Source organism: Pseudoalteromonas sp. J2K-J599 (genome assembly GCF_059295115.2).
In genome coordinates this window covers 805,946-830,849 of sequence record NZ_CM200271.1, presented here as the reverse complement: position 1 = coordinate 830,849, position 24,904 = coordinate 805,946, and the positions used below count along the sequence as shown (strand labels likewise).

The window sequence follows — 24,904 nt, the reverse complement described above, 5'->3', positions numbered from 1 at the left end:
ATAGGCAAAAAAGTAAAGTAAAAGCTATTATTTACGGCGTCTACTTGGCTCTCTTTTACCCGTAATGCGTTTTTTATCGCGATCTTTTCGAGATTTATTAGTATTTTTACGATTATCTTTGGGCTTTTTATTTAAGTCAGGCTCGTAACCTTCTAACCACTGCGGCGTTAAACGCGTATCGAGTAATACTTCAATTTCTTCTAGCAGCCATTGCTCATCAAGACTTACCAATGACATAGCAAGTCCTTGTTCACCAGCACGACCTGTACGGCCAATACGGTGCACGTAATCTTCGGCAATGTAAGGCAGTTCAAAATTAATTACGTATCTAAGTGTAGAAATATCTAAACCACGCGCAGCGACGTCGGTTGCAACAAGTACGCGTGTAATACCCTCTTTAAAGTTTTGCAATGCACGGTCACGTGCGCCTTGCGATTTATCGCCATGGATTGATTCGGTTTTTAACCCATCTTTACACATTTCTTTAGCGAGCTTATCAGCCATTTGTTTTGTGCGAGTAAAAATAAGCACTTGGCGCCAGTTTTTCATGCCAATCATGTGCGATACAAGTTCGCGCTTACGGTCTTCATCTACAGCGTAAATAACTTGCTCTACTTCAACCGCAGCTGAGTTACGTTTATCAACTTCAATTAGTTCTGGGTTTTTTAGTAGTTTTTTACTGAGTTCAAACACGCTGTCATCAAACGTAGCTGAAAAGAGTAAAGTTTGGCGATCGCCCGGTATATGTCGCAATATACGTCTAATTTCATCAATAAAGCCCATATCAAGCATGCGGTCGGCTTCGTCAAACACTAAAGAGTCTACGCTTGAAAGTACCACACTGCCTTTAACTATATGATCAAGCAAACGCCCTGGTGTGGCCACTATAACTTGTGCTGTTTTAAGTGCTTTAATTTGAGGGCCAATACTTGCACCACCATAGGCTAAAGCACCATTGATATTAGTGCCTTGTGCGTACTTTTCAAAGCTGGCAAATACTTGCTGAGCAAGCTCTCGTGTTGGCGTTAAAATTACAACGCGGGCAAGGCCTTGCTCATCTTTTTTAGGGGTATTTAAAAGCTTATGTAATAGAGGTAAAACAAAGGCGGCGGTTTTACCCGTACCTGTTTGCGCGCTGCCCATTACATCACTTCCAGCTAGAATAGGCGGAATAGTTTTAATCTGAATTGCGGTAGGTTGAGTGTAATTATTTTGCTCAATCGCTGTTAATAATAACGGGTCGAGATTAAGTGATGAGAACGTAGTGGCAGACATAGGCTTAGCTTTAAAATAACAAAGAGCGCTATTGTACGCATATTACTGTACTGCGTAAATTAACCAGTCCAGAAAAGTATTTAATCCCTCGGCTAATCTAGCTGTACTCTTAAAACCAATAAAAAAGGCGCTAAATAACAGTTGTATTTAGCGCCTTTTATAATTTTATGTAGCTTTAAGCTGGCTTTAGTGTTGCTTTACGTTCGTTGTAAAACGCTATTAAATCGTCAACTGTTGCTTGGCAGTATTCGCGAATACCCGAAACTACCATGTGCTTTTCACCACTACCCACTTTAACGCCGTTTTCTAACAGGTTAAAACGTAGTGTAATTTTTCCGCGCTTACCAGTGTACTCAAAGCTTGGCTCTGCAAATTCAAGTATTGGCGCTGTTATATCAAGATTATCAAGATTAATAAGCATTGATTCGTAAATTATCATCGGACGAGCAGGGTTTATCATTACCTCTTGCTTGCCCATTAATGGGATAATTACATGCGGAAAGGTAGTACCAGAAAACTCAACATAATTTTTTATTAGACTATTAGTTAGTGCTGGGCATTGGCTGGTTTTACCGCTGCGCTTTACCTTTAAAATGACTTTTTCGCCATTGGTTACATCAAACTCATCGGCTCCCTCAGGGAAATGAAGTTTGGTGTTTTCATCAACCATACCGGCAAAAGTAAATTCCATTTGTTCACTAATACCGTAGCGGTCTAGTACCAATGAAAAAAGTAAGTCTCCTGGCGCGCAAAACTTTTTGGCATCTTTGTCATGAAGTGGATTGTAATCGTCAGCAACGCATTTAGCGAAGCGAGAACCCTGCTCACGAGAGATAGAAACATAATCAGCATGCTGCTGAAAAAAAGGACTTAACATAGTTTGTTCACTGCTTAAACTGCTTATAACCTATCTATATTACCAGAAAAAAAATATTGAGAGGTCGAATCTGTTAGATTAATGGCTAAATAAAACAGAGTAATAAAAAACAATGGCCTTTTATTTATTAGCACTATCAATCATATGTGTTTTTCCGTACTGCAAAATATCAATAATGCGGCAACCCCTTTGGCACTACTTAATGGCTTTAAGTGTAGTAAGTGGGTATTTTCAAGGTTATATAAATTTGTATGCTCTGCTCAGCACTGGGCTTTACGTTGTTTTATACTACTGCGCACTAAATGCAAAGCGGGCAATAATACGCGCTATTTTAGGTACTGTTTTTATAATTTCCTCACTGGCATTAGCACTTCATTGGGTGCCTGGTTTTAATAACCTCCCTATTGTTATAGATGAGCGTATTACAAGCGATGCGATTGCTTTTACCCTTTATGCTAATTTTGATAAAGCTATGGCTGGGTTATTCCTTTGTGCTTACTTTTATTCGAATAAAAAAGCTTTAAAAGCAGACTCTAATAAAGCAGGCCCATTAAACGTTAAACAACCCATTTTAATAGTTATTACTACTGTTTTAGCTTCGCTCACTGCGGCTTTAACACTTGGACTTGTAAGCTTTAACCCAAAAGTGCCCAACTTTTGGTTAGCCTTTATTGCTATTAATCTTTTATTTACCTGTGTAGCTGAGGAAGCTTTATTTCGAGGTTTATTACAAACCAAACTTAGTCAAATAATCACATCTACTCGCCTAGCGCTACTTGCCCCAATAATGACAGCTGCAGTGTTTGCTTTGGCGCATTTTGCTGGAGGATTTAACTATGTATTGGTCTCATTTATTGCAGGCTTAGGATATAGCTATATTTTTTATAAAACGCAGCGCTTAGCGTGGGCTATTTTATGCCATTGGTTAGTTAATCTTTGCCACTTCTTTTGGTTTACTTACCCTATGCTCAGTAAAATCTAAATACATTTACAAATGCTAACAATTTACTTAGTAGTAAACATTGCCCGCATTTAATTTTGTTAGTAATTTACTATTTCAAATAATAAATTAAGGGACTAATAAGTATGCTACGTTTTATAATGGCAATAACAGTGCTGGCCACAATAACTGGTTGTTCAGGCATGACTTATCATACAGATATAGACAACGGTATTTTATCTCAAGAAATTGGCACCTACGTTAATAAAAGAGATTTACAGCAATTTTATAGCGACCAAGAAGCACACGAAAGTGGCGCAACACTTTTAGGCCGAATAGAAGGTGGAAGTTGTGATGGCGACGGTATGGGCAGCAATAATGTAAGTTACAATCGCTCTAAATCAAACGCGATTGATTTACTTAAAGCTGATGCTATGCGCAGAGGCGGGAATGCTTTTACTATTAATTCCTGTAGTGAAACCTCTGTATCGTACTGCGACCTATCTGTTTTATGCACCGGACAGGCCTACGACTATTAATAAGCAAAAGTGCAAATTATATATTAAGCGCAAAGCTCAGTAGTACGCGCTTTCCAGACTCGATTTTAGATACGCTGTGTTCGTACTTATCGGGTCTGAACAAATACACGCGATTAAATAAATTTATAATGTATTTTGAGCATTTAAATACACCACCCGCTTTAGGTTTCTCTAATACAAAATTAAGCTTGTAATAGCGCCCTTGCTGCACAGGGTCAATATGGTTCATTACGCTATGATTGGTTGGGTAAGTAACAAGGTTTATCGAGAATGTATTACTGCTAAAAATAGCTTTGTTTTTAACGGTTGCAATCATACTGCCTCCTATGAGTTTATATGCCTTATTGTAGCATTTAGTAAATTATGAATACTTAGGCTAAACAATATCAAAACGCGATGGCATATAGCCAAACAGCCTGAAACAAAAAAGCCGAACTTATTTTACTAAGCTCGGCTTTTAAAAGTACATTGTTTAGCAATTATGCACTTGGGTATTCGCGGTACGCACGCTCTATATTTTTAGCCTGCTTTTTAGAAATACCTAAATGAGCAAGCGCTACACGTAAACGAGCACGTGATAAGTCAGAGCCTAATATCTCCATTGCATCAAGCACCGACGTACTTGATGTTTTGCCTGTAATTGCAACAAAAATTGGCTCTAAAAAGTCTTTAATTTTAAGCTCGTGGAATGTAGCCACTTCTTTTGCAATTGCAAAAATAGCGGGCTTATCAAAGCTACGTAAGCCTTCTAGCTGCCATACAAAAAACTGTAGTGCTTGGCGTATTACGTTTTCGTCTGCTTTACCAGCTGTTAATAGCGCAGGGTCGTAAGTTGGAATACCACCTACAAAGTGCCCTGCCAGCTCAACCATATCCGAAAGGGTATTAATACGCGTTTTAGCCTCAGGTAAAACTTTAGCTAACATTTCACCGTTAAACTTCCAATCAACAAAGCGCTGAATTAATTGCTCGTCGGTTAGATTTTCGCGGATCCACATGCCGTTTAACCAGCTTAATTTATCCACGTCGAATACTGGGCCACCAAGCGATACGCGCTTCATGTCAAAGTTTTCAATCATTTCATTAAGTGTGAACTTTTCACGCTCATCTGGCATTGACCAACCCATACGACCTAAGTAGTTAAGCACGGCTTCTGGTAGGTAACCCATTTCTTTATAGTAGTTAATAGACGTTGGATTTTTACGCTTAGATAGCTTTGATTTATCTGGGTTACGTAGTAATGGTAAATGACCAAGTACCGGCGCTTCCCAACCAAAATCTTCGTAAAGTTTTAATAACTTAGGTGCTGAGTTAATCCACTCTTCGCCACGGAAAATATGACTAATTTGCATATGGTGGTCATCAACTACGTTCGCTAAAAAGTACGTTGGGAAACCATCCGCTTTTAAAAGCACTTGCATGTCTACGTTTTCCCACGGGATCTCAATTTCATCTCGTAGGTAGTCGTTAAACTTAAATGTGCCTTCGCTTGGGATTTTCATACGTATAACGTAAGGTTTGCCTGCAGCTAAGTTTGCTTTAATTTCTTCATCTGTATGGTTTAAACCACGACCGTCGTATTTAGGGCGCAATCCTTCTGCCATTTGCTCTTCACGCATTTGATCAAGCTCTTCGCTTGTTGCAAAGCAGTAAAACGCTTTACCATCGTCAACTAATTGATGCGCGTATTTTTTATATAAATCGCTACGCTCAGATTGACGGTAAGGACCAAATTCGCCACCCACATCAGGACCATGATCCCACTCAAGCCCTAACCAGCGTAAGCTATCCATAATCGCAAGTTCAGACTCTGGCGTGCTACGTACTTGGTCTGTATCTTCTATACGAAGTACAAATTCACCGCCTTGTTGTTTAGCAAAACAGTAGTTAAATAAGGCGATATAAGCGGTGCCAAGATGCGGGTCACCAGTTGGCGACGGGGCAACACGGGTGCGAATTGTCATGGTAAATTCTCTTTAAATAAGTGAGATAATAAAAGTGGTTTATGCAGCTACTTTGTTTAAGTAAGCAATAATATCGTTTGATTCATACAGCCATTGTACTTGGCCATTTTTCTCTATACGCAGGCAAGGCACTTTAACTTTGCCGCCTTGCTCAAGAAGCTCTTGACGATATTGCTCATTATTTTTTGCATCACGCGTTTCTATGTTTAAGCCTTCGCGCTTAATAGCGCGGCGTACTTTTACACAAAACGGGCATGCTTTAAATTGGTACAGTTTAAATTGTGAGGTTTGCTGATCAAGCTGTGCTTGCTCGTCGCTTGCACGCTTTTTACTGCGAGGAGTAAATACAAAATTAAAGAATAAGATTATACAACCTAAAAACCAACGAACTAATTTCATGTTCTGTGCTCTGCTTACAACAATTTAAGGAGCCAGATTTTAGCACAAATTTACAATCAAAAAAGCTCAATACTGTTATCTATCTTTGGTTCGTTATTAACTTCTAATTCACTGTAGGAGGTAACTCTATTACGGCCAGTATTTTTAGAGTAGTAAAGCGCTAAATCAGCCTGATTTACAATACTCGATACAGTATCAATACTCACTAACTCTAAAAAACCAATGCTAATGGTTAATTGGCCAATTTGTGGAAAGGGGTATTGGGCAACATTAAGGCGTAACCGGTTAAGTGCAACATGTGCATCAGCCTCTGTTTTTGTTTGAAATAACATTGCAAATTCTTCACCGCCATACCTAAATACATAGTCTTCTATTCTAAAATTATTTTTTAGTAGCCGTGCAACAAGTAAAATAACCTCATCGCCAATTACATGCCCGTAGTTATCATTAATATTTTTAAAGTTGTCGATATCGGCAATAGCTAAATACCAACGTCGCTCTTTATTGTTATCATTTCTTGGTAACAAAAAACCGTTACCCGATACAATCTCAATTACTTTTTTATCAAATGTTTGCCTATTTAAAAGCTCTGTAAGTGGATCTAACCGCGACTTATATAATAGCCCAAGCTGATTAGCATAAATATTTAAAATATGCACAGCTAACATAGTTGTTCGTTCTGGTAATTCTTGCTCGGTTTCTATTAATAAAGTGCCGACTACTTTTCCAAAATGATAAATAGGCACGTAACTTGTAGTACTACTAAAGGCATAGCTCACCCTAATTTTATTTTGAGTGACCTTTTGTAATAATAATGATGCTTCATCTGGGCTTAATTGCTCTAAATTACTATTTGGATTAATAAGAGTAGGGGGTATGGGGGCAGAAAAATTTTTATTGACGTAAATGGCAAAATTATCAACTTCGAGCAAGTCGCTAATTATTTGTATTAATGCGCTATCTAAATCATTTTCTTCCTCTTGCTGGGTAAGCTTAATAATCCATTCGTGCCCACACTTATTTGCCTTCATTACACTGCCTAAACTAATTAAACTTATATTAGTCTAGACAATACTCATGAATTTACTAAGTTATGAGGTAATACTTATTAACTAATCCTTTAGAATAGGTATTAAAGTAATACTAAGTCGTCGCGATGCAATACTTCTGCACCACTATCGTATTCAAGTAACTCACCTATTTGATTTGAGTGTGCGCCTTTAATTTTATTTACCTCGGTACTGCTAAAACGCGTTAAGCCACGCGCAATTACTTGATTTTTAGTATCTATTAAATCAATTAAATCGCCTCTTTCAAAACGTCCAAATGCATTAGTAACGCCTTTAGCAAGTAAGCTTGCACCTTTATTTTGAAGGGCACTAATAGCACCTGTATCTATAACAATTTGGCCGGTGCTTTTAGGCCCCGCTAGTAGCCATTTTTTACGGCCATCTTTTGGGGCGGTGAGTTTTAAAAAGCGTGTACCAGGTAACTCGTCACTCATGCATTTTAAAATAACGTTTTTACCTGCGCCTTTAGCAATAATAACTTCAACGCCTGCACGCCTTGCGATGTCGGCTGCTTGTAATTTGGTTGCCATGCCGCCAGTACCTAAGTTTGTTCCACTGCCACCAGCAAGTTGGCGCAGCTCATCGTTTATATGTGTTACTTCACCAATGAGGGTAGCATCGGCATTGGTGCGCGGATCGCTGGTAAATAACCCTTCTTGATCGGTAAGTAGCAATAATTTATTAGCATTAGCCAAAATAGCGACAAGTGCCGATAAATTATCGTTGTCGCCTACTTTTATTTCACTGGTAGCGACTGCGTCATTTTCGTTAATGATGGGCACAACGTCGTAATTTAATAACGCATTGAGTGTATCGCGGGCATTAAGGTAGCGCTCTCTGTCGTCTACATCAGCGCGAGTAAGCAGCATTTGCCCTACATTTACCCCATATAAAGCAAACAAGCTCTGCCAAATATGAATAAGTTGACCTTGTCCAATTGCAGCAAGCATTTGTTTATCAATTAAGCTTCTGCCACAGGGTTTTAATAGTTGTTCGCGCCCAGCAGCTACCGCGCCGCTCGATACTAAAATAACCTGGTGGCCTTGCTTTTTAAGCTCGCAGCATTGGCGTACTAATTCAACCATATGTGCTTTGTCTAGCTTATCGGTGCCGCCAGTTAGTACGCTTGTACCAAGCTTTACAACTATTACCTGTTCCCTTTGCATGTGCTTTTTACTATTGATTAATTAAAGATGAATTAATTTATACCAGCTCGGTATTTTTGAACAAGTTAAAAATTTTCATGCTAGGATCTGATTTTATTAAATTAAGTAAATTACTCTCTATGCCTGCCAGTTTATGTTTAATTATTGCCACCTTTTTATGGGGCAGCTCTTTTATTGCGCTCAAATACGCCATTGCTATTTACGACCCTGCATTGGTGATATTTTTACGCATGCTCACCACGTTAGTTTTGTCGCTTTGTTTATGGCGCTACGTTATTCGGTTTGAGTATTTAAAAGGTGACTGGAAGTATTTAGTGGGTATGTCGCTTGCTGAGCCTTGCTTATACTTTTTATTTGAAGGCCATGCAATGGAATACACATCAGCCTCGCAGGCCGGTGTTATTGTCTCTTGCTTACCTATTATTATTGCGTTGCTTGCCTTTGTATTACTTAAAGAGCATATAAGCAAAGCCATTGTTGTCGGTTTTACGCTGTGTATTGGCGGCAGTATTTTACTTACGCTTCTTTCACCAAGTACCGACCAAGCACCTAATCCGTTACTAGGTAACTTTTTAGAGCTTATGGCGATGGTGTGCGCTGCATTTTATACCGTAAGTATTAAACATTTAGCTAATCGCTACTCACCCCTGACTTTAATTGCGTTGCAAGGTATTAGCGGCAGCTTGTTTTTTGCGCCGTTTTTATTTTTTATCGACCTACCAAGCGAAAACCAACACGACTTAACTGCGCTCATGAGCATTTTGTATTTAGGTTCGTGTGTAACCCTTGGCGGCTACGGCATGTACAACTATGCAATTAGCAAAGTATCAGTATTAACCGCTGCTGCGTACTCTAATTTAATTCCTATTTTTACACTTATTTTGTCAGCTATTATTTTGGGCGAAGTGCTCAACGTTTGGCAATGGCTGAGCATATTTGTGGTATTTATTGGCGTAATGATAAGCCAGCGCCATCAAGAACTCGTGGTTGATATACCGCTTAGTGAATCGGGCGAAGACATTTGCGCAGATACAAGCAACCTTAAATCAGTACCCGAGGCAAGCGAATCAAAAGGGTAACAGGTAAGCAAATACAGCCCAGGTGTTTGTAAAAATGAGTTTTGGGATTGATGAATAACCTCAATCCCCGTTACCTTATAATTTTGAATCACCCCACTTTGCAGTTGCAAAGTAAACGCCTCCCCCACTTTTGCGTGTTGTAAAAATGCAAAGTGGGTGTCGTTATGCCCTGCTATTAGCGCGCCTTTTTCGTTTCCAAATTCTTTTCCGCCCAGCTCCCCTGCAGGTAAAAATTGGCTTGGCGCAAACGCTAAATTACGACCACTCGCTCCAGCCAATACACTTAATGTTTTATTATGGCTTGGCCAATCAAGCTTTGCAGTCACGTAGCTGTCGGCGTAATACCACGGTTTTACTTTAGTGTCGGGTGATTTAAGTGCCTCTTGCCATGCTTGCTCAATTAATACTTGAGCAAGCCACGCTTTTGCCTGCATATAAGCGCCGTGACCAAATAATCCAAGCCCAGCTATTAGTAAGCCCACGCTTAGCCACTTTTTCATTTACGTGCCCTGCTTAACTTAAATGATCGGTTTATTTTAAGGGCGCCAAATCCCAATAATAAAATACAGCCTAGTAATATATGTAACCTGCTTTGCCCATCGGTTTGCGGTAAACGCATTGCCATACCTTGTGGTACTGCATTAGTAGCTTGCGCCGTTTGCTCTGCCACTTCTTTTATTTGAGTTTGTTCAATCGCTATAAAAGCAGTAAACGGGCTAAGTAATTGATGAGTAAGCGCAAGCTCCTGTACTTCATCTTTAACCACACTTTGCTCGTTGTATAAAAGTAATGACTTGATTTTTTGGCGCGCCCACAGTTTTGCTATACCTTGAGCGTTTGAGCTATTTTGTGTGCTTAATTTAATACTTAAAGGCCCTTGTGCTGTTTGCCCAGAAAGTACCAAATTTTTAGCATTATTAAGTTTTATAGCGACCATGATAGGCTCACCAAAATATAAATCAGGTAGTGGTGATGGCCAAAAATCTAAGCTGTTACCGCTTTCATCGCTTAGCGCCAAGTTAGTAATAGCCGGATGTGCAAGCTTATCAAACAACTGCTGCATTTTAGGTTGCACCTCGCTTGTGCTGCCTATAAAAGTAAATGAGCCTTTACCTATATCTGCCGCTCGGCGCATAAAAAAGCTATTCGGTGCGCTGCCAATACCCACTGTAAATAAGCGGCTATCGCCTAACTTACTTTGAATGTTTTTAAACAATGCGTCTTCATTACTTACGCTGCCATCAGTTAAAAATACAACTTGGCGTACAAAACCATCAAACTCGCTGCCATCTAGTACGGCATTAAGCGCACCTTGTATTTCAGTGCCACCGTCTGCTTCTAGGCTATAAATAAATCGCTCTGCACGGCGTAAATTAAAGTCACTGGCTATAAGTGGTTTATCGCTCATTGGAGTCACTATGTTGTCAAAACCAATAATGTTAAAGCTGTCGTCGCTATCAAGTAATGAAAGTGCATAAAACAACGCTTTTTTAGCTTGCTCCATAGATTGCCCGTGCATAGAGCCAGACGTATCAACTACAAATACCATTTCGCGAGGTAATCGCTGAGTTTGTGTAAAGTGATCCCCTGGTGGCATAAGCATAGCAAGCCCGTATCGGTCACCATTTTCAAACTGCTGAGTAAAAAATGCGGCCTGAGCTTGATCTTTTTGCAGCGGTTTAAACTCTAGTAAAAAGTCGCGATTAACTGCATTTGTCTCATTTAATGCTATTTTATATTGTCCAAACGCGGTGTTTTGTACATCAACATTATGAAATTTAGAACTGATATCCACCAGCTCTAAGCCTACATCTATATCAATGTTTAAGGTAAATTGGCTGCTTGGTACGTTATCATTTTGAGTACTGCTTTTAATGCTGTAAACAGGGCTTAACCATCCCGTTGGGAGTGAGTTAACGTGCGCTTGATTTTGAGTACTAACCTCAACCTCACCACTAATCGCGTGATAACGCGGTGTAATGGTAGTAGGAAATCTAATAGCGAATGTACCGCTGCTGTAGTCAATTATTTCTTGATACTCAAGCTCAATAATCACTTGCTCACCGGGGCCAATATTAGCCACATTCGTAATAAACATATTCGCACGTTGTTGGCGTACTAGGGCCGCTTGCTTGCCTGCTTTTTTAGCTTCCTCGTATTTTTTTTCGGCCTCTACCTTTTTATCAATTTGGCCTTTAATAACTCGCTCACCTATACGCATTGTCATGGCGTGCACGGCGCTTTCATCTGGCAATGGAAAAACGTAGCGCGCGTTAACTGCAAACGGGTTTTCGTTTTGATAGGTTTGCGTAACTACAACATGATTAATTAGGCCAGTTAAGGTCATATTGGCGCCGCTTTTTAATATTATTGCTGGGCCTGCTGGCGCACCATTACCATCAAAAAGCTCTAACTTAGGTGATTGCGCATGGCTTTTAAAGCTCGCTAACAGCACAATCGCTATGAATATAAAAATGCTTACTTTAGTAAGCATTTTGGTCGGTTTACTCAACATAAAATCACTCCATCGAACGCTTTGCTTTACTTAGATTCAGTTAGATTTAGTTACTCGCCGTTTGGCCATTTGCTGGGCTCATTGAGCGAGTGGTAAGCGTTACGCGTCTATCAAAAAAGTTATCTTCCACCGTGTCGCTGTTAGCCAATGTTTGCTGCTCGCCAAATGCCTGCGTGCTTAAACGTTTGTGGCTCACACCGTGTTTTATTAAATAGCTTTGCACGGCATTTACTCGCGCTTTAGAAAGTAAAAGGTTGGCTTGCTCATCGCCGCGCTGATCGGCAAAGCCACTTAAATCAAGTGCGAGTTGTGGTTGGTTGTTTAACAAGGTAACTAGTTGGTCTAACTGCAATGCAAAATGCGGGGCAATAACACTTGAACCTGTTTTAAATTGCACCGTCATCGCCAATAAGTTATTAATTTGAACTTGAGTTAACTGCTCATTTTGATTGGCAAGTACTTCTAACTGCTGCTCTAACATATTGTTGTGGTTAAGCACGTGTTGGTAATCGTTGGTTTTTTCTTTCATGACCGTAATTGCACGCTCTTGCTCTGCAATTTTGTTATCAGCTACTTTTGAATCACCTATTAAACCACCGGCAAATGCCACAATAAACGCACCAATTGGCCCGCCCACTACGCCGCCAATAATAGCGCCTGCACCTAGCCCAATAGCCGTTTCTTTATGGGCTTCTTTTGATGGCGTGTTAGATGTTGAGGCAATTGCTGGAGTACAAAAACTAGCAACGAGTGTTAACGCAATTAATGTCTTCTTCATGATTTGATCCTTAAACTTACTTTTTAATTTGTGATGTTTTGTTTTGATGGGTGTATTAAAACAAGCTCAAGTGGCAGCAAAGGGGAGCAAAAATGGCAAACTGCTGAGCAATTGTGGCAAAAAAATGGCAATTGCCTTTTTAACCTTACTTAGCTTAAAAACTTCGATATAGTGCACAACAGAGCCGATAGGATAATGATTAAAATGAAAAAAATAGCCATCGTTGAAGATGAACCCGCAATCCGCGAAAACTACATAGAAATGCTGAGCGCACAGGGCTACCAAGTCAGTGGCTTTGAAAATCGCGCCAGCGCTGAAGCTGCATTTAAAAATGCCCTGCCCGATTTAGCCATTGTTGATATTGGCTTAGGCCATGAAATAGATGGTGGTTTTTTACTGTGCCAAACATTGCGTTCGCTTTCTAAAACGCTGCCTATTATTTTTTTAACCGCCCGCGATAGCGAAATAGATACCGTATGCGGCCTACGCATGGGCGCCGACGACTACCTAACAAAAGACATTAGCTTGGCTCACTTGGCTGCACGTATTGGGGCGCTGTTTCGCCGAATGGAAGCACTTGAACAACCCGCTGATGCAAACGCCCTCATAACACGCGGGCAGTTAACGCTCGACACGCAACGTATGCAGGTATTTTGGCAGCAACAATTAGTTGATTTAACCGTAACCGAATTTTGGATGCTGCATTCACTCGCCCAGCGACCAGGCCATGTTAAAAGCCGTAACGAATTAATGAGCGATGCAAAAATTTATGTAGACGACAGCACCATTACTTCACACGTAAAACGTATTCGTAAAAAGTTTATAGCACTCGACAGCTCCTTCGATTGCATAGATACCGTGTATGGCATGGGCTATCGGTGGGAACAACACTAATGCTACGATTTGGTCTGCGCAGTAAATTTATATTACTTTCATGTTTTTTGTTTTTGCTACCGTGGCTTGGCTACGAGTACGTATGGGAAATGGAAAAGTTTTTACGCCAAGGCCAAGAAAAAACTCTCGTAGGCACCACTCGAGCACTTGCTACAGCATTACATGAGCGCCCCGCATTATTTGACGAGCAAACCAACTTTTTAGACCAAGTAGTAAAAGGCCGCGATTTATACGCTTATAATCTTAAAAACCCTATTCAGCTCGACGGTAAACTTAACGATTGGGACAGCTATCAACCGCTATTTTGGCATTACGATAAACGCTACTTACAAAAAACAGATAACAAACATCAAGCCCGTGACTTATCGTTTGATCATATGGTGGGAAAATTTGATAACTACTTATACGCCGTATTTAAAGTCACCGACAATACTCTTATTTTTCGCGCTAAAAATAGCTTAAGTATTACCAATAACGATTATTTACAAATTGGCCTAAAAACGCCTAACGGCCAGTTTAATACTTACATTATTGCGCCACGCCAAGACGGCTGGGTTAATGCGTTTGATGCAAATAACAAAGCCCCTTTTACAAAAATTCAGGGCTATTTTGAAAGTACCGAATCAGGTTATAACGTAGAGCTGCGCTTTCCAATTAGCATGCTGGGCAACAAGCTTGGCTTTGCTATTGTTGACATTGATAGTAAAGAGACATTGCTAGAGCCTAAAATAATGTCGACCTCAAACTTAAATAACCCAAACGATTTAGGCTCGGTATTAGTCCCTTCCCCAGAAATTAGCCGTATTTTAAAAGGTATGGGCCACAGCGGTAGCCGCATTTGGGTGGTTGATAACCATCATCGTGTACTTGCCCAATCGGGTACTATTCAAAATGCAGATGGCGTATGGGCTGATGGACTTGCTAATAAAGCACCTGAAACTTGGTGGCAACGCTTTGAGCAAAATTACTTACACCCAATTTACTATAAAGTATTAACGCGCCCCGAAAATGAGTTTTTAGATACCCTGCACGATGTAGCTTCTATGCAGGGCACACATTTAGCGAAAGCATTAAAAGGACAACCAGCATCGTCTTGGCGCTTAACTCCTGACAGTAAAGCCGTTATTTTATCGGCCGCTTACCCTATTTGGATTCAAGACCAAGTAATTGGCGCGGTAATAGCAGAGGAAACCACAAACGGTGTACGTACGCTGCGTAACAAATCGCTCGAAAAACTGTTTAACGTTATTTTAGCTGTGATGCTAATTGGTACTGTCACCTTGTTCTTTTTTGCCTCACGTATATCAAACCGAATTAGGCGACTGCGCGATACAGCTGAGCAAGCAATTGATGCACAAGGGCGTGTTACCGGCAGTATTAATTACAGCGATGCTAACGATGAAATTGGCGATCTGTCTCGTAGTTTTTCAAATATTGTAAGCCGACTTGGCGGCTATACCGATTACTTAGAAAATATGTCGTCACGGTTGTCGCATGAGCTGCGCACGCCAGTTGCAGTAGTGCGCTCATCACTCGAAAACTTGCAAAGCTTGCCACAAAACGAGCTGAGTCAAAAATACCTCGACCGCGCCAGTGAAGGCGTTGAACGCTTAGGTAAAATAATAACCACCATGAGCGAAGCCACCCGCCTTGAGCAGAGTATTCAAAGCAACGAGTCTGAGCCTTTTGATTTACAAAAAGTAATAAATGGCTGTATGCAAGGCTATCAGCTTACTTACCCAAACCAGTTATTTACGCTTGATGTATGCCAAAGAAAATTACCTATGCAAGGTGCACCGGAGTTTATAGCTCAGCTGCTTGATAAACTTATTAGTAACGCGCTGGAGTTCAGCAAAGCCAATACGGCTATTAATGTAAGCCTTAAGCAGAGCGAAAATAAAGCAACATTAACAGTGAGGAACACAGGCCCTGCTTTACCTGAAGGATTAACTGAGCATATTTTTGACTCTATGGTGTCGGTACGTAGCCAGCAAATGCAGCAACAGCCACATTTGGGATTAGGGCTTTATATTGTAAGGCTGGTGTGCGATTACCATAAAGGCAGTGTAACCGCGCAAAACAACGAGCAAGGTAATGGTGTCGTGTTTACCGTAACACTGCCGTTAGCTAATGGTTAGGGCTGTATTTATACCGTTATATTTGTACCGTTATATTTATAGCCCCAGCATTATATGCAAATAGTAAGTACGCAATAAGTTAAATTCAGCTGTATATTTTTAGTAAAAAAGAGCTACTTTAATTTACCTTAACTCCATATAAATTAACAAATAACCCCCTCTCATCCCTCAAAACCTGCCGGTTACAATTTAGTACAACTTCATATGTAACTATTCACTTTTAATTCAGTCGAATGACCATACCCTACATCATATTAAAGTATTAAATTGAAGGAATACCCATGAAACCATCACTAGAGCGTGAAGAACTAGACTTTATTTTTGACTTATACAGGCCCTCTAAAAAACCTGAGCCTGAAGAGATAAAACCAAAAAGCACCAATTACAAAGAGCTAAGAAAGCACGACGCGACTAAAAACCAAGGCGTATCGCACTACTTAGTCTAATTTTATTACGCTTGGGACTTCTCATGTTCTAAAAATGCTTTAATGCAGTTTATTTCTGCAAGTTTTACTTCTTCGCCTATTTCAGGGCCTTTTTTGCCATTTTTAAGTGCATCTTGCACTACTTGTTTCTTATCCATTTTTTGCAGTTCAGTATGAATTGCTCGCAGTTTAGCTGCTTGCGGGTATGGCTTATCTACCAGTGTTTCACCACGCCCTTGTGCATCGCATTGGCATGCTTGGGTAAACGCTATAAAACGTTCTGGGTGTACCAACGCATTTAAGTTAGTCACTATTAGCTTGTGAATGGTTTGCGGCCTTAACTGATCAACTGTATGGCAAAGGGTGTGATTATCACTGGTGAGTACACCAATATCGCGAAAACGGTTAGGCACTTTTAAGCGCTCACAAAACGCCTCAATAACTGCAACGCCTTCGCGTTCATGCCCCCGTAGGTTTCCATATTTTTTAAAACTAAGCGCTTTTCCAAAATCATGGGTAAGTGCAGCAAAACGTGCTTCCAAGTTAAAATTTAAATCGGCTGCACGCCTAAGTACCAACATAGTATGCACGAATACATCCCCTTCAGGATGATGGTTTGCCGGTTGCGGTACATTAACCATGCGCTCAAGTTCTGGAAAAATACCCAAGCCTTGCAATGCTTCAAAATAAAGCTCAGGGTGCTTTTCACCCAGTGCTTTTTCGGTTTCAAGCCACACGCGCTCAGGTACTAAATGATTGAGCTCACCTTTATTTTTAAGCTCGCGCATTAATGCATAGGTACTTGGGTGAATACGCCAATCACTGCCATAGCGCGCTAAAAAACGGGCAATACGCAGTACTCGAACAGGGTCTTCTACAAATGCCTCAGTGGTGTGGCGCAGTGTTTTATTTTGTAAGTCAGTTTGGCCATTAAACGGGTCAATAATATTACCGTGTTCATCAAGCGCCATTGAATTTATGGTTAAATCACGCCTTGCTAAATCTTCTTCTAGCGTAACGGTTGGGCTGGCATCAACCACAAAGCCTGTATAGCCTTTGCCACTTTTACGCTCTGTGCGCCCTAGTGCATATTCTTCTTTTGTTTTTGGGTGTAAGTAAACCGGAAAGTCACTACCTATTGGCACAAAACCAAGCGATTCCATCGTTTTTGGTGTTTCCCCAATCACTACATAGTCGTTATCTTTTGATTTTATATTTAGCAGTTTGTCGCGCACTGCACCGCCAACGAGGTAAACTTGTTTTAAGTTACTTTTCACTTTATTCCCAATAACACTTGCCCAATTGTTTGACGCTAATCATATCATTAATTAAAAAATTCTGCGGTATTTGCCAAGCTTAAGTAAGCTCATTACAATGGCGCATTATTTTTAGCTATAGCCTCACAATTAATGAAAAACCATTCATCAAAAAAAGAACTCATGTTACTACCCATTTTATTAGTGGTTATTTTGATGTGTGTGGCGGGTCACTTTTTACTACAAGCAAATTTTCAAGACAGTAATGTGGTTGAATACATGTTGGCAGCACTGCCGTTTGCTATGTTTGGGTTGGTTATTGTGGCGTTTAAAATGGCGGCTAAAAGCGAAAAGGATGAACAAAACGAGCTGGACTCTTAATCCTACTCTGTTTTAGCTACTTATTATAATTTAAAGTATGTGATAGCCAAACCAATCTGGCTTTATCGGCTGCGATATACCGCTGGGCGTGAGCTTAATGTTTAGCTGGCTGTCGAGTAAATCAATGGCAAAGCAATCGTCTACATCATGTAAATCATCTTTATGAATATGACTAAGTCCTGCGAGCAAATCGTTTTTAGCGCGCTCTTTAGCTTCATGGCTACTGCTTGCAACATACAGTGCAAAGTCATGTTGCTCAGCCATGGAATCACTTCTGTAAGCGCCTAAATTTACAAAATAGAGTTGTTTATTTTGCTCCACATAGCTATCAACAACTTCTACTTTAAAGCCATCAATATGATTAATTGCCATGTAGCTATCCATGTGAACACTACTTCTGTCGCCTACCCATTGGCTTTTTAACTTTGAGTAGGTTTGCTCTATATTCTCCCCTACTACAAAACGAATATCATGCATTTCAATGTGGCAACCTTGAATCCGGCCACCTAAATACACCATAAATAACTGCATGCTTTTCCTTAACCTAAATTATCAACATCAATATTATGCTTTTTAATCAACTTATAAAAATCTGAGCGGTTGCGCTTGGCAAGCTTAGCGCCTTCAGCTACGTTACCACCTGCCATTTTTAAAGTGTTAATTACATAGTCGCGCTCAAACTCTTTTTTAGCGTCGTTTAGTGATAATGGTTCTACGTTTGTTTCGTTACTATTTAGCGCAGCTAACACTAAATGCTCTGAAATAACATCGCTTGGCGTTAATGCTACAACCTGCTCTACTACATTTTGTAATTGGCGGATATTACCTGGCCAGTCGTAACGTACAAGCGCATGCATAGCATCGCTTGCAAAGTGTTTTTCAGTTTGGTTCATGCGCTTAGCAATGCTTGCACTAAAGTGCTGTGCTAATAAGCTTATATCTTCGCGGCGCTCACACAGTGGCGGTAATTTTAAATTAACTACGTTTAAGCGATAGTATAAATCTTCTCTAAATTGCTGGTTTAAAATAGCTTCAGGAAGATTTTTATGTGTTGCCGACACTATGCGTACATCAATTGCTATCTCTTCTTGAAAACCTACTGGGCGAATTGTTTTTTCTTGTAATACGCGCAGTAACTTAACCTGTAAGTTAAGCGGCATATCGCCAATTTCGTCTAAAAATAACGTGCCACCCTGTGCTTGTTGAAACAAACCTTGGTGATCTTTAATTGCACCCGTAAACGAGCCTTTTTTATGACCAAATAATTCGGACTCTAAAAGCTCCCCTGGTACAGCGCCGCAGTTAATTGCAACAAAAGGGCCACCGCTTACATGGCTATGCTGGTGAATCGCCTGTGCGAGTAATTCTTTACCAGTACCACTAGCCCCCGAAATAAGTACATTAACTTGGGTTGGCCCAAGTAGTTTTACTTGCTCTAACAAGTGCAGCATGGCACCACTGCGCGTAACTATATTACTTTTAGGTGCAGCTTCATCGGCGTTAACACCATGAATTTCTATCGCTTTTGCAAGGCTGTCAAATAGCTCGTCTTTATCCACTGGTTTAGTTATAAATGCAAAAATGCCCTGCTTAGTTGCCTCTACGGCATCAGGAATTGAGCCGTGCGCTGTCATCATAATGACAGGTAATGCAGGGTAGCGGCTTTGCAGCTGACGATGCAATGCCATACCATCCATTTCATCCATGCGTAAGTCGGTTATAACGGCATCAAACACTTGGCTTTTAAGTATTTGTAGTGCAGTTAAGCCGCTTTCGCAGGTTGTTACTTCGTATCCTTTTGATTCAATACGAATAGCGAGCAGTTTTAATAAGCTAGCGTCGTCGTCTACGAGTAATACTTTTGCACCTTGTACTTTAGTTGCGGCCATCGTTACTGCTCCTTCGTTTCTTCTCGTAGTAAAAGTTGCTGCTCAATCGTTGCTAACGATGAGAGGGTTTCTTGCATTTTATTATTAAGTGCTTGCTGCTCTTTTTTAGCATTTATTTGCATAGTTACTTGCTGCTTTTGAAGCCATAAATATTGCTTTATGTCATCAGGCCAAAAGTAAGCAAGATCGAGCTTTAGCAACTGAGTCATTACCGTATTTGGATCATCATTTATGTTTAAGCACATAAATTTAAAAAAGCGTTTAAGCTCGTTTTCGCCTGTAAAAACATCTTTGCTAGGTACCAATTTAAACCCGCCACACTGATTAGCGTGCCATGCAATAACTTGCTCTGCAGGAGGATAGCTTGGTTCAATTTTTGGTCTAGGTTTTGGACTAGGGTTACTGTTTTTGTCGGTCGTTTTTTTTGTATCGACCACATGTGCAGGTGTAATTGACACACGCTCTTCTTGCCCATTATTAATTTCACAACCTGATATAACCATGCTGCTACTGAGCACACATAAAATAGCGATTAAACGCAAGCGCATGTTAATTAACTCCTAGATTTTTTGTTATGGGAATTTTAATTGAAAACCGGCAACCATGTGGCTCGTTATGCTCAACACTAAGTGTACCTCTTAGCTGTTCAACAGACTCTTTTACAATAGTTAAACCCAGTCCACTGCCTTGCAGCGTAACATTTTTACTGTGTTTACCTTGATAAAATGCGCTGAAAATTTGAGTTTTTTCTTGCTCTTTAATACCACACCCTTTATCAAGTACAACGATACAAAGCTGGTTTTGCTCAAGCGCTAAATTAATAGTAACGCTTTGCTTATCTTCTGAAAATTTTAAGCCATTTGAAATAAGCTGAATTAAAATCATCTCAATAAGCTCACTAGGTAAAGCAAGCGGTTTATTCGGTAAAGTATTTTGCCACTGCAGAGCTTGCTGACGCGCAGTTAAGCGATGCTCAAAATGGCTATTAATTTTATTAATAAGAAGACTAAACTCAACTTCGCTTAAGCTGTCTTTACTGGTGCGAATCGCATTATAACTCAGCAAACTGTCAATCATTGTGCGAAGGCGCACCATAGATTGGCTTATAAGCTCAAGCACCGCTTTTTGCTCAGCAGTAATTGGACCTACTATTTCATCAGTTAATAAGTCAGTGCCTTCAACCATTGAAGCAAGCGGCGTTTTTAGCTCATGAGTTACATGGCGTAAAAAAGTATCTTTTTGCTGCTCAAGCATATGAAGCTGTTCTTGTACCCATTGGAGCTTTTCTCCTAGCTCAACAAGCTCAGCTGAACCTTTCACAGATATTTTTTGCTGCCAATGCCCCTGCCCAAGCTTATCAATAACCGTAGTTAACCCTTTTAGCCGCCCACTTATACGCCATAAAAAGCCTCCCCCAACAATTAAAGTCAGTGGAATAAGTGCCACCAGCCAGTTTATAAATGACGCTTGCAGGCTTGTAAGCTCATTTTGGTTATTGGTAATTTGCGCTTCGTTTTTATCACGTAACCATAAAGTAAGCTCAGCAACTAAATCGCTCACTGGCACAAATAGCTCAGCTTGTTGTTGTTTTTGCTCAACGAGTTTTACATGCGCGGTTTGTAAGGTGGTATATAAGCGTTGCCATTGGTGGATATACTCTTTATTCGTGTTTACAAATTTGAGTTCATCAATGCTTTGTAGGGATGATTGCCATTTATCAACAATGAGCTTATCTAGCGATTCACTTTTTAATACCCAGTTTTGCCTAGTAGCGCGTTCAAGGCTGTTGAGTTCTTGCTTTAAAGTGTTAAACGATTTGGTAACTTGGTAGTTACTACTCACAATACTTTGAGTAACCGCTAATTGCTTATTAAGCGCATTTAAAAATACAATCACCACTATAGAAAGCGGCAGTAACGAAAGCAGCATACTCATTGCAAATTGCCCAATTAAATTAGGCCGCCAGTTAAGCATTGCTTGGTATTTTTTAGCTATGGTTGCTGGCATTTCGTTTAGTCCTTTTAAGTTAAGCGCTCTATTATTAAGTGCTTACCTTATACACTAGCTGAACCAGCAATTATATTTAATACGATTAACAGCCAGCACTATAAAACAATGTGTCGCCAAATAGAGACAGCGTAACTCGTTGATTTTAATAAACTCCCTTTCAACCCCGCTAAATAGTGTTGCAAAAGGCGCACAAAAATTACAATAAACCCAGTAAAAACTTCTCACTGGCTTAAAGCAAAAATAATAACCAATTGAAAAATAACAACAATTATTATTGGCACCATTTTTGTAATAGGAGTAATAACTTTAATCAATAAGGAAATAATTATGAACAAACGCATTTTAGTAATTTCATCATTACTGGCTTTAGGCTTTTTAGGCGCTAATGCACACGCAATGGACGTTCACGCGACTTTTAACGAACTTGATAAAGACAGTAACGGCACATTAAGTGAAGCCGAAGCAGGTGAAGATGCTGTGTTACACGAGAATTTTTCTCAAATTGATACTAATCAAGATGGGCAATTGTCGCTAGATGAATTCAAAAAATTTATTCAATAAACTCATTTAATAAGGAACGTGATTATGAAACAACTTATAGCCGCTTTTTCATTAATGTTTTTAGCAATTAGTGCCACCGTAATTGCATCGCCAACAAATGTGCGTTTTGCCCACTTAGATAAAGATATGGACGGACAAATATCAATTGCAGAAGCCAAGGAAGACAAAGAAGTAATGAGACAATTTGCCGACTTAGATGAAGACGATGATGAAAAAGTTTCAAAAAAAGAATTTGAAAGCTTTAAACCTTAATGAGTAATTACTGATTAAGCTTTACTTAAGCTTGTTATAGGTAAACTGGAATTAAAAGCATTTGCCATAATCCCTGAGGGAGTGTGTAAAAGGATTTAATGTTGGGAGTTAAATTACGGCAAGTGCTTTTTCCTTTTCACTTTATTTTAGCCACAAACTTTAAATACATCTTTTGGAAGGAACACCATGAAGATACTTCCCCTTATTATAAGCATCTTAATGCTATTAAGCTTTGATGCCTCTGCACTTGATGTAAAGCAACGCTTTGATCACCTCGATAGCGACAAAAGTGGCTATTTAACGCATGACGAACTTGCTCCCCAACCACAACTATTAAATACATTCGTAAAATGGGACAAAAACCAAGATAACCAAATTTCGTTAATCGAATTTAAAAATTACCTTACCAATAACCTCTACTGAGTATTTTTCATGAAAAAAACAAGCTATATAGCGCTTTTTGCGTTTAGTATTTTTAGCACATTAGGCTTTGCTGCAAGCAACACTGTTGCAGAGCAATTTGAAAAACTTGATAGAAACCAGGATGGTTTTTTAACACGTTCAGAAACCGCTGTAGACCCTGCTTTGTGGTCTCGGTTTTCAAGCTACGATCAAGACAAAGACGGCAAGCTAACGCTAAGTGAATACAGTTTATACGCTAGTAAATAAACCCTTTCAAAAGCTAGATATTTTATGTTCTAGCTTTACTGCTTTTTTCTTCATCATAATTTGTCTCACATATTGGTATTATAAAGTTGGGTTTGCTAGTGTTAACGCACTAACAATAAAAAATAATGCCTTATGTCGCTCAAAAAAATAATAAAACCACTCATACTAGCCAGCCTTTGCGCTGGTTCTAGTTACACTATTGCAAAAACAAAAGTAATTTATAATGCCAACGGTTATACCCCTTTATATCAAGGTGAAGTACAGCAGTTTACTACCCTCGTTATTAAAAATGGCAAGGTAGTAAAACTAGGTAGCGATACACTTAAAGATAGCTACCCAGATGCCAAGCTAATTGACGCGCACGGTAATACCTTATTACCAGGCTTAATTGATGCTCATGGGCACGTTATTGGCCTTGGCGATAATTTATCGCAACTTGATGTACGCGGTGCAAAATCGGTTGATGAAGTAACGAATAAACTAAAAGTATTTGCCGATAACAAACAAGGTTGGATTATAGGGCGAGGTTGGAACCAAGAGCTATGGCCTGATACACGCTTTCCTACGGCTAAAGATTTAGACAAAGTAGTTAACGATCGACCTGTGGTGCTTTCTCGAGTTGATAGCCATGCCATTTGGGTTAATTCAAAAGCGCTCGAACTTGCAGGTATTACCGCCCAAACAAAAGCACCTGAAGGCGGTGAGATAATTAAAGACGAATTTGGCAATCCTACGGGTATTTTTGTAGACAAAGCAGAATCGCTAATTACACAGCATATGCCAGCCCCTTCAAAACAAGATATAAGTGACTCACTAGATGCAGCTGGTAAACATTTATTAAGTTTAGGCATTACCTCTACTCACGATGCAGGTATTGATAAAACCACATGGGAGGTTTACAAAGAGCGCGGCGACCTTGGTAATTTACCACTGCGTATTGTGGCAATGTTAAGTGGTGCAAGCCCTGATTTAGACACAATGTTAAAGGCAGGCCGGTACCACGACAAAAATGACTTTATGGAAATTCGCAGTGTTAAAGTTTATGCCGATGGCGCACTGGGCTCTCGTGGTGCAGCACTTATTGAAGAATATGCAGACAGACCTGGTCACCATGGTTTAATGCTTGAAACACAAGAGAAACTCGAAGCACTCTTTACACAAAGCTTTAAAAGCGGCTTTAGCGCAAATACTCACGCCATTGGCGACAAAGCAAATAAAGTAGTACTTGATGCCTATCAAAATGTGTTTAAAAAAACGGGCGGTATATTACTGCGAAACCGAATAGAGCACGCCCAAATTGTAACCCCTGATGATATCCCTCGCTTTAAAGCGTTAAAAATAATCCCTTCAATGCAGCCGGTGCATGCCACTTCTGATATGCATATGGCAGAGCAGCGTTTAACTGAAAAACAACTAAGCGGCGCCTACGCGTGGCAAACATTTTTACAGCAAGGTTCGGTGGTTGCTGCGGGCTCTGATTACCCTGTAGAGCTTGCAAATCCATTTGATGGTTTGTATTCAGCCATTACACGCATGGATCATAACAAACTACCGGAAAACGGCTGGCGCGCAAGTGAAGTACTAAGCCGCGAAGATGCATTACGTGCATTTACTCTTGGTGGCGCCTATGCAGCTCATCAAGAATTTAAGGTGGGTAGTTTAGAAAAAGGTAAATGGGCCGACTTTATTTTAATTGATAAAGACTACTTTAAAGTGCCTGTTGAGGAGATATACAAAACAAACGTACTGCAAACATGGGTAGCAGGAATAAAGCGATACGAAAAAACTAAAACAGAAAATACCACCGAAAAATAAAACTAAAAAAGG

General features: G+C 39.9%; 27 protein-coding genes. 12 read left to right on the top strand and 15 right to left on the bottom strand.

Features of this window, described 5'->3' with window-relative positions; all coding sequences use genetic code 11:
* Positions 1–27: 27 nt before the first annotated feature.
* Together AC5NT5_RS03760 and AC5NT5_RS03755 are read right to left on the bottom strand one after the other, a co-directional pair.
* Complete coding sequence (locus AC5NT5_RS03760) at positions 28–1,275, bottom strand: DEAD/DEAH box helicase (protein WP_494513412.1); 1,248 nt, start codon at positions 1,273–1,275, stop codon at positions 28–30.
* Positions 1,276–1,450: 175 nt separating this feature from the next.
* Positions 1,451–2,152, bottom strand: coding sequence for a DUF3581 domain-containing protein (locus AC5NT5_RS03755; RefSeq protein WP_494513411.1), 702 nt, complete (start codon positions 2,150–2,152; stop codon positions 1,451–1,453).
* A gap of 112 nt (positions 2,153–2,264) precedes the next feature.
* On the opposite strand from AC5NT5_RS03755, the gene AC5NT5_RS03750 reads away from it, so the two are divergent.
* Both AC5NT5_RS03750 and AC5NT5_RS03745 read left to right on the top strand, forming a co-directional pair.
* Positions 2,265–3,134, top strand: a complete 870-nt coding sequence (locus AC5NT5_RS03750) for a CPBP family intramembrane glutamic endopeptidase (protein ID WP_494513410.1) — start codon at positions 2,265–2,267, stop codon at positions 3,132–3,134.
* 104 nt (positions 3,135–3,238) lie between these two features.
* Entirely contained in the window at positions 3,239–3,631 is a 393-nt protein-coding gene (locus AC5NT5_RS03745; protein ID WP_494513409.1) for a hypothetical protein, read from the top strand.
* A gap of 16 nt (positions 3,632–3,647) precedes the next feature.
* On the opposite strand, the gene AC5NT5_RS03740 is transcribed toward AC5NT5_RS03745, so the two are convergent.
* The 5 genes from AC5NT5_RS03740 to proB all read right to left on the bottom strand — a co-directional run bounded on the left by AC5NT5_RS03740 (position 3,648) and on the right by proB (position 8,230).
* Positions 3,648–3,947, bottom strand: coding sequence for a 2OG-Fe(II) oxygenase (locus AC5NT5_RS03740; RefSeq protein ID WP_494513408.1), 300 nt, complete (start codon positions 3,945–3,947; stop codon positions 3,648–3,650).
* 163 nt (positions 3,948–4,110) lie between these two features.
* Positions 4,111–5,595, bottom strand: coding sequence for a glutamate--tRNA ligase (gene gltX / locus AC5NT5_RS03735; protein ID WP_002961608.1), 1,485 nt, complete (start codon positions 5,593–5,595; stop codon positions 4,111–4,113).
* Positions 5,596–5,634: 39 nt separating this feature from the next.
* The gene (locus AC5NT5_RS03730; protein ID WP_002961611.1) at positions 5,635–5,994 is read right to left on the bottom strand and encodes a glutaredoxin family protein; all 360 of its coding nucleotides are present in this window, start codon (positions 5,992–5,994) and stop codon (positions 5,635–5,637) included.
* A 56-nt stretch (positions 5,995–6,050) separates the two neighbouring features.
* Entirely contained in the window at positions 6,051–7,025 is a 975-nt protein-coding gene (locus AC5NT5_RS03725; RefSeq protein WP_494513407.1) for a GGDEF domain-containing protein, read from the bottom strand.
* A 101-nt stretch (positions 7,026–7,126) separates the two neighbouring features.
* Positions 7,127–8,230: a glutamate 5-kinase gene (proB, locus tag AC5NT5_RS03720; RefSeq protein ID WP_182681788.1), complete on the bottom strand. Its 1,104-nt coding sequence runs from the start codon at positions 8,228–8,230 to the stop codon at positions 7,127–7,129.
* Between the two features lie 119 nt (positions 8,231–8,349).
* Here proB and AC5NT5_RS03715 point away from each other — a divergent pair, with 119 nt between their 5' ends.
* Entirely contained in the window at positions 8,350–9,309 is a 960-nt protein-coding gene (locus AC5NT5_RS03715; RefSeq protein WP_182672864.1) for a DMT family transporter, read from the top strand.
* Here the strand turns inward: AC5NT5_RS03715 and AC5NT5_RS03710 are convergent.
* The 3 genes from AC5NT5_RS03710 to pdsO are packed head-to-tail and all read right to left on the bottom strand — an operon-like array spanning position 9,204 to position 12,602.
* On the bottom strand, positions 9,204–9,809 hold the full coding sequence (locus tag AC5NT5_RS03710) for a class GN sortase (protein WP_494513406.1): 606 nt from the start codon (positions 9,807–9,809) through the stop codon (positions 9,204–9,206). The genes AC5NT5_RS03715 and AC5NT5_RS03710 overlap by 106 nt on opposite strands.
* A complete protein-coding gene (locus AC5NT5_RS03705) occupies positions 9,806–11,824 on the bottom strand; it encodes a marine proteobacterial sortase target protein (RefSeq protein WP_494513405.1) in 2,019 nt (672 codons plus the stop codon). The genes AC5NT5_RS03710 and AC5NT5_RS03705 overlap by 4 nt, the downstream gene beginning before the upstream one ends.
* A gap of 46 nt (positions 11,825–11,870) precedes the next feature.
* Positions 11,871–12,602 carry a sortase-associated OmpA-like protein PdsO gene (pdsO, locus tag AC5NT5_RS03700; protein ID WP_494513404.1) on the bottom strand — a complete coding sequence of 244 codons (732 nt, stop codon included), beginning with the start codon at positions 12,600–12,602 and terminating at the stop codon, positions 11,871–11,873.
* A 204-nt stretch (positions 12,603–12,806) separates the two neighbouring features.
* Here pdsO and pdsR point away from each other — a divergent pair, with 204 nt between their 5' ends.
* From pdsR to AC5NT5_RS03685, 3 genes are all read left to right on the top strand, one after another.
* Complete coding sequence (gene pdsR, locus AC5NT5_RS03695; protein WP_494513403.1) at positions 12,807–13,496, top strand: proteobacterial dedicated sortase system response regulator; 690 nt, start codon at positions 12,807–12,809, stop codon at positions 13,494–13,496.
* Positions 13,496–15,634, top strand: a complete 2,139-nt coding sequence (gene pdsS, locus AC5NT5_RS03690; RefSeq protein WP_494513402.1) for a proteobacterial dedicated sortase system histidine kinase — start codon at positions 13,496–13,498, stop codon at positions 15,632–15,634. Before pdsR ends, pdsS begins: the two co-directional genes overlap by 1 nt.
* Before the next feature lie 281 nt (positions 15,635–15,915).
* Positions 15,916–16,080, top strand: a complete 165-nt coding sequence (locus AC5NT5_RS03685; RefSeq protein WP_164487638.1) for a hypothetical protein — start codon at positions 15,916–15,918, stop codon at positions 16,078–16,080.
* Between the two features lie 5 nt (positions 16,081–16,085).
* On the opposite strand, the gene AC5NT5_RS03680 is transcribed toward AC5NT5_RS03685, so the two are convergent.
* Positions 16,086–17,336, bottom strand: coding sequence for a multifunctional CCA addition/repair protein (locus tag AC5NT5_RS03680; RefSeq protein ID WP_182692552.1), 1,251 nt, complete (start codon positions 17,334–17,336; stop codon positions 16,086–16,088).
* Positions 17,337–17,468: 132 nt separating this feature from the next.
* Here AC5NT5_RS03680 and AC5NT5_RS03675 point away from each other — a divergent pair, with 132 nt between their 5' ends.
* Positions 17,469–17,696, top strand: a complete 228-nt coding sequence (locus AC5NT5_RS03675; protein ID WP_494513401.1) for a hypothetical protein — start codon at positions 17,469–17,471, stop codon at positions 17,694–17,696.
* Positions 17,697–17,726: 30 nt separating this feature from the next.
* Here AC5NT5_RS03675 and AC5NT5_RS03670 read toward each other — a convergent pair whose 3' ends face one another.
* The 4 genes from AC5NT5_RS03670 to AC5NT5_RS03655 are packed head-to-tail and all read right to left on the bottom strand — an operon-like array spanning position 17,727 to position 21,592.
* Positions 17,727–18,227, bottom strand: coding sequence for a DUF1543 domain-containing protein (locus AC5NT5_RS03670; protein WP_002961636.1), 501 nt, complete (start codon positions 18,225–18,227; stop codon positions 17,727–17,729).
* Between the two features lie 8 nt (positions 18,228–18,235).
* On the bottom strand, positions 18,236–19,585 hold the full coding sequence (locus tag AC5NT5_RS03665; protein WP_024597600.1) for a sigma 54-interacting transcriptional regulator: 1,350 nt from the start codon (positions 19,583–19,585) through the stop codon (positions 18,236–18,238).
* A 2-nt stretch (positions 19,586–19,587) separates the two neighbouring features.
* On the bottom strand, positions 19,588–20,133 hold the full coding sequence (locus tag AC5NT5_RS03660) for a hypothetical protein (RefSeq protein WP_494513400.1): 546 nt from the start codon (positions 20,131–20,133) through the stop codon (positions 19,588–19,590).
* Between the two features lies 1 nt (position 20,134).
* Positions 20,135–21,592, bottom strand: coding sequence for a sensor histidine kinase (locus tag AC5NT5_RS03655; RefSeq protein ID WP_494513399.1), 1,458 nt, complete (start codon positions 21,590–21,592; stop codon positions 20,135–20,137).
* Between the two features lie 330 nt (positions 21,593–21,922).
* Here AC5NT5_RS03655 and AC5NT5_RS03650 point away from each other — a divergent pair, with 330 nt between their 5' ends.
* From AC5NT5_RS03650 to AC5NT5_RS03630, 5 genes are all read left to right on the top strand, one after another.
* Complete coding sequence (locus tag AC5NT5_RS03650) at positions 21,923–22,156, top strand: EF-hand domain-containing protein (protein ID WP_002961641.1); 234 nt, start codon at positions 21,923–21,925, stop codon at positions 22,154–22,156.
* 24 nt (positions 22,157–22,180) lie between these two features.
* Entirely contained in the window at positions 22,181–22,408 is a 228-nt protein-coding gene (locus tag AC5NT5_RS03645; protein ID WP_494513398.1) for an EF-hand domain-containing protein, read from the top strand.
* A 186-nt stretch (positions 22,409–22,594) separates the two neighbouring features.
* Positions 22,595–22,831 (top strand): EF-hand domain-containing protein, encoded by a 237-nt coding sequence (locus AC5NT5_RS03640; protein ID WP_494513397.1) that lies wholly within the window; start codon positions 22,595–22,597, stop codon positions 22,829–22,831.
* 9 nt (positions 22,832–22,840) lie between these two features.
* A complete protein-coding gene (locus AC5NT5_RS03635; RefSeq protein WP_182753689.1) occupies positions 22,841–23,077 on the top strand; it encodes an EF-hand domain-containing protein in 237 nt (78 codons plus the stop codon).
* A 132-nt stretch (positions 23,078–23,209) separates the two neighbouring features.
* The gene (locus AC5NT5_RS03630; protein WP_494513396.1) at positions 23,210–24,892 is read left to right on the top strand and encodes an amidohydrolase; all 1,683 of its coding nucleotides are present in this window, start codon (positions 23,210–23,212) and stop codon (positions 24,890–24,892) included.
* Positions 24,893–24,904: the final 12 nt, after the last annotated feature.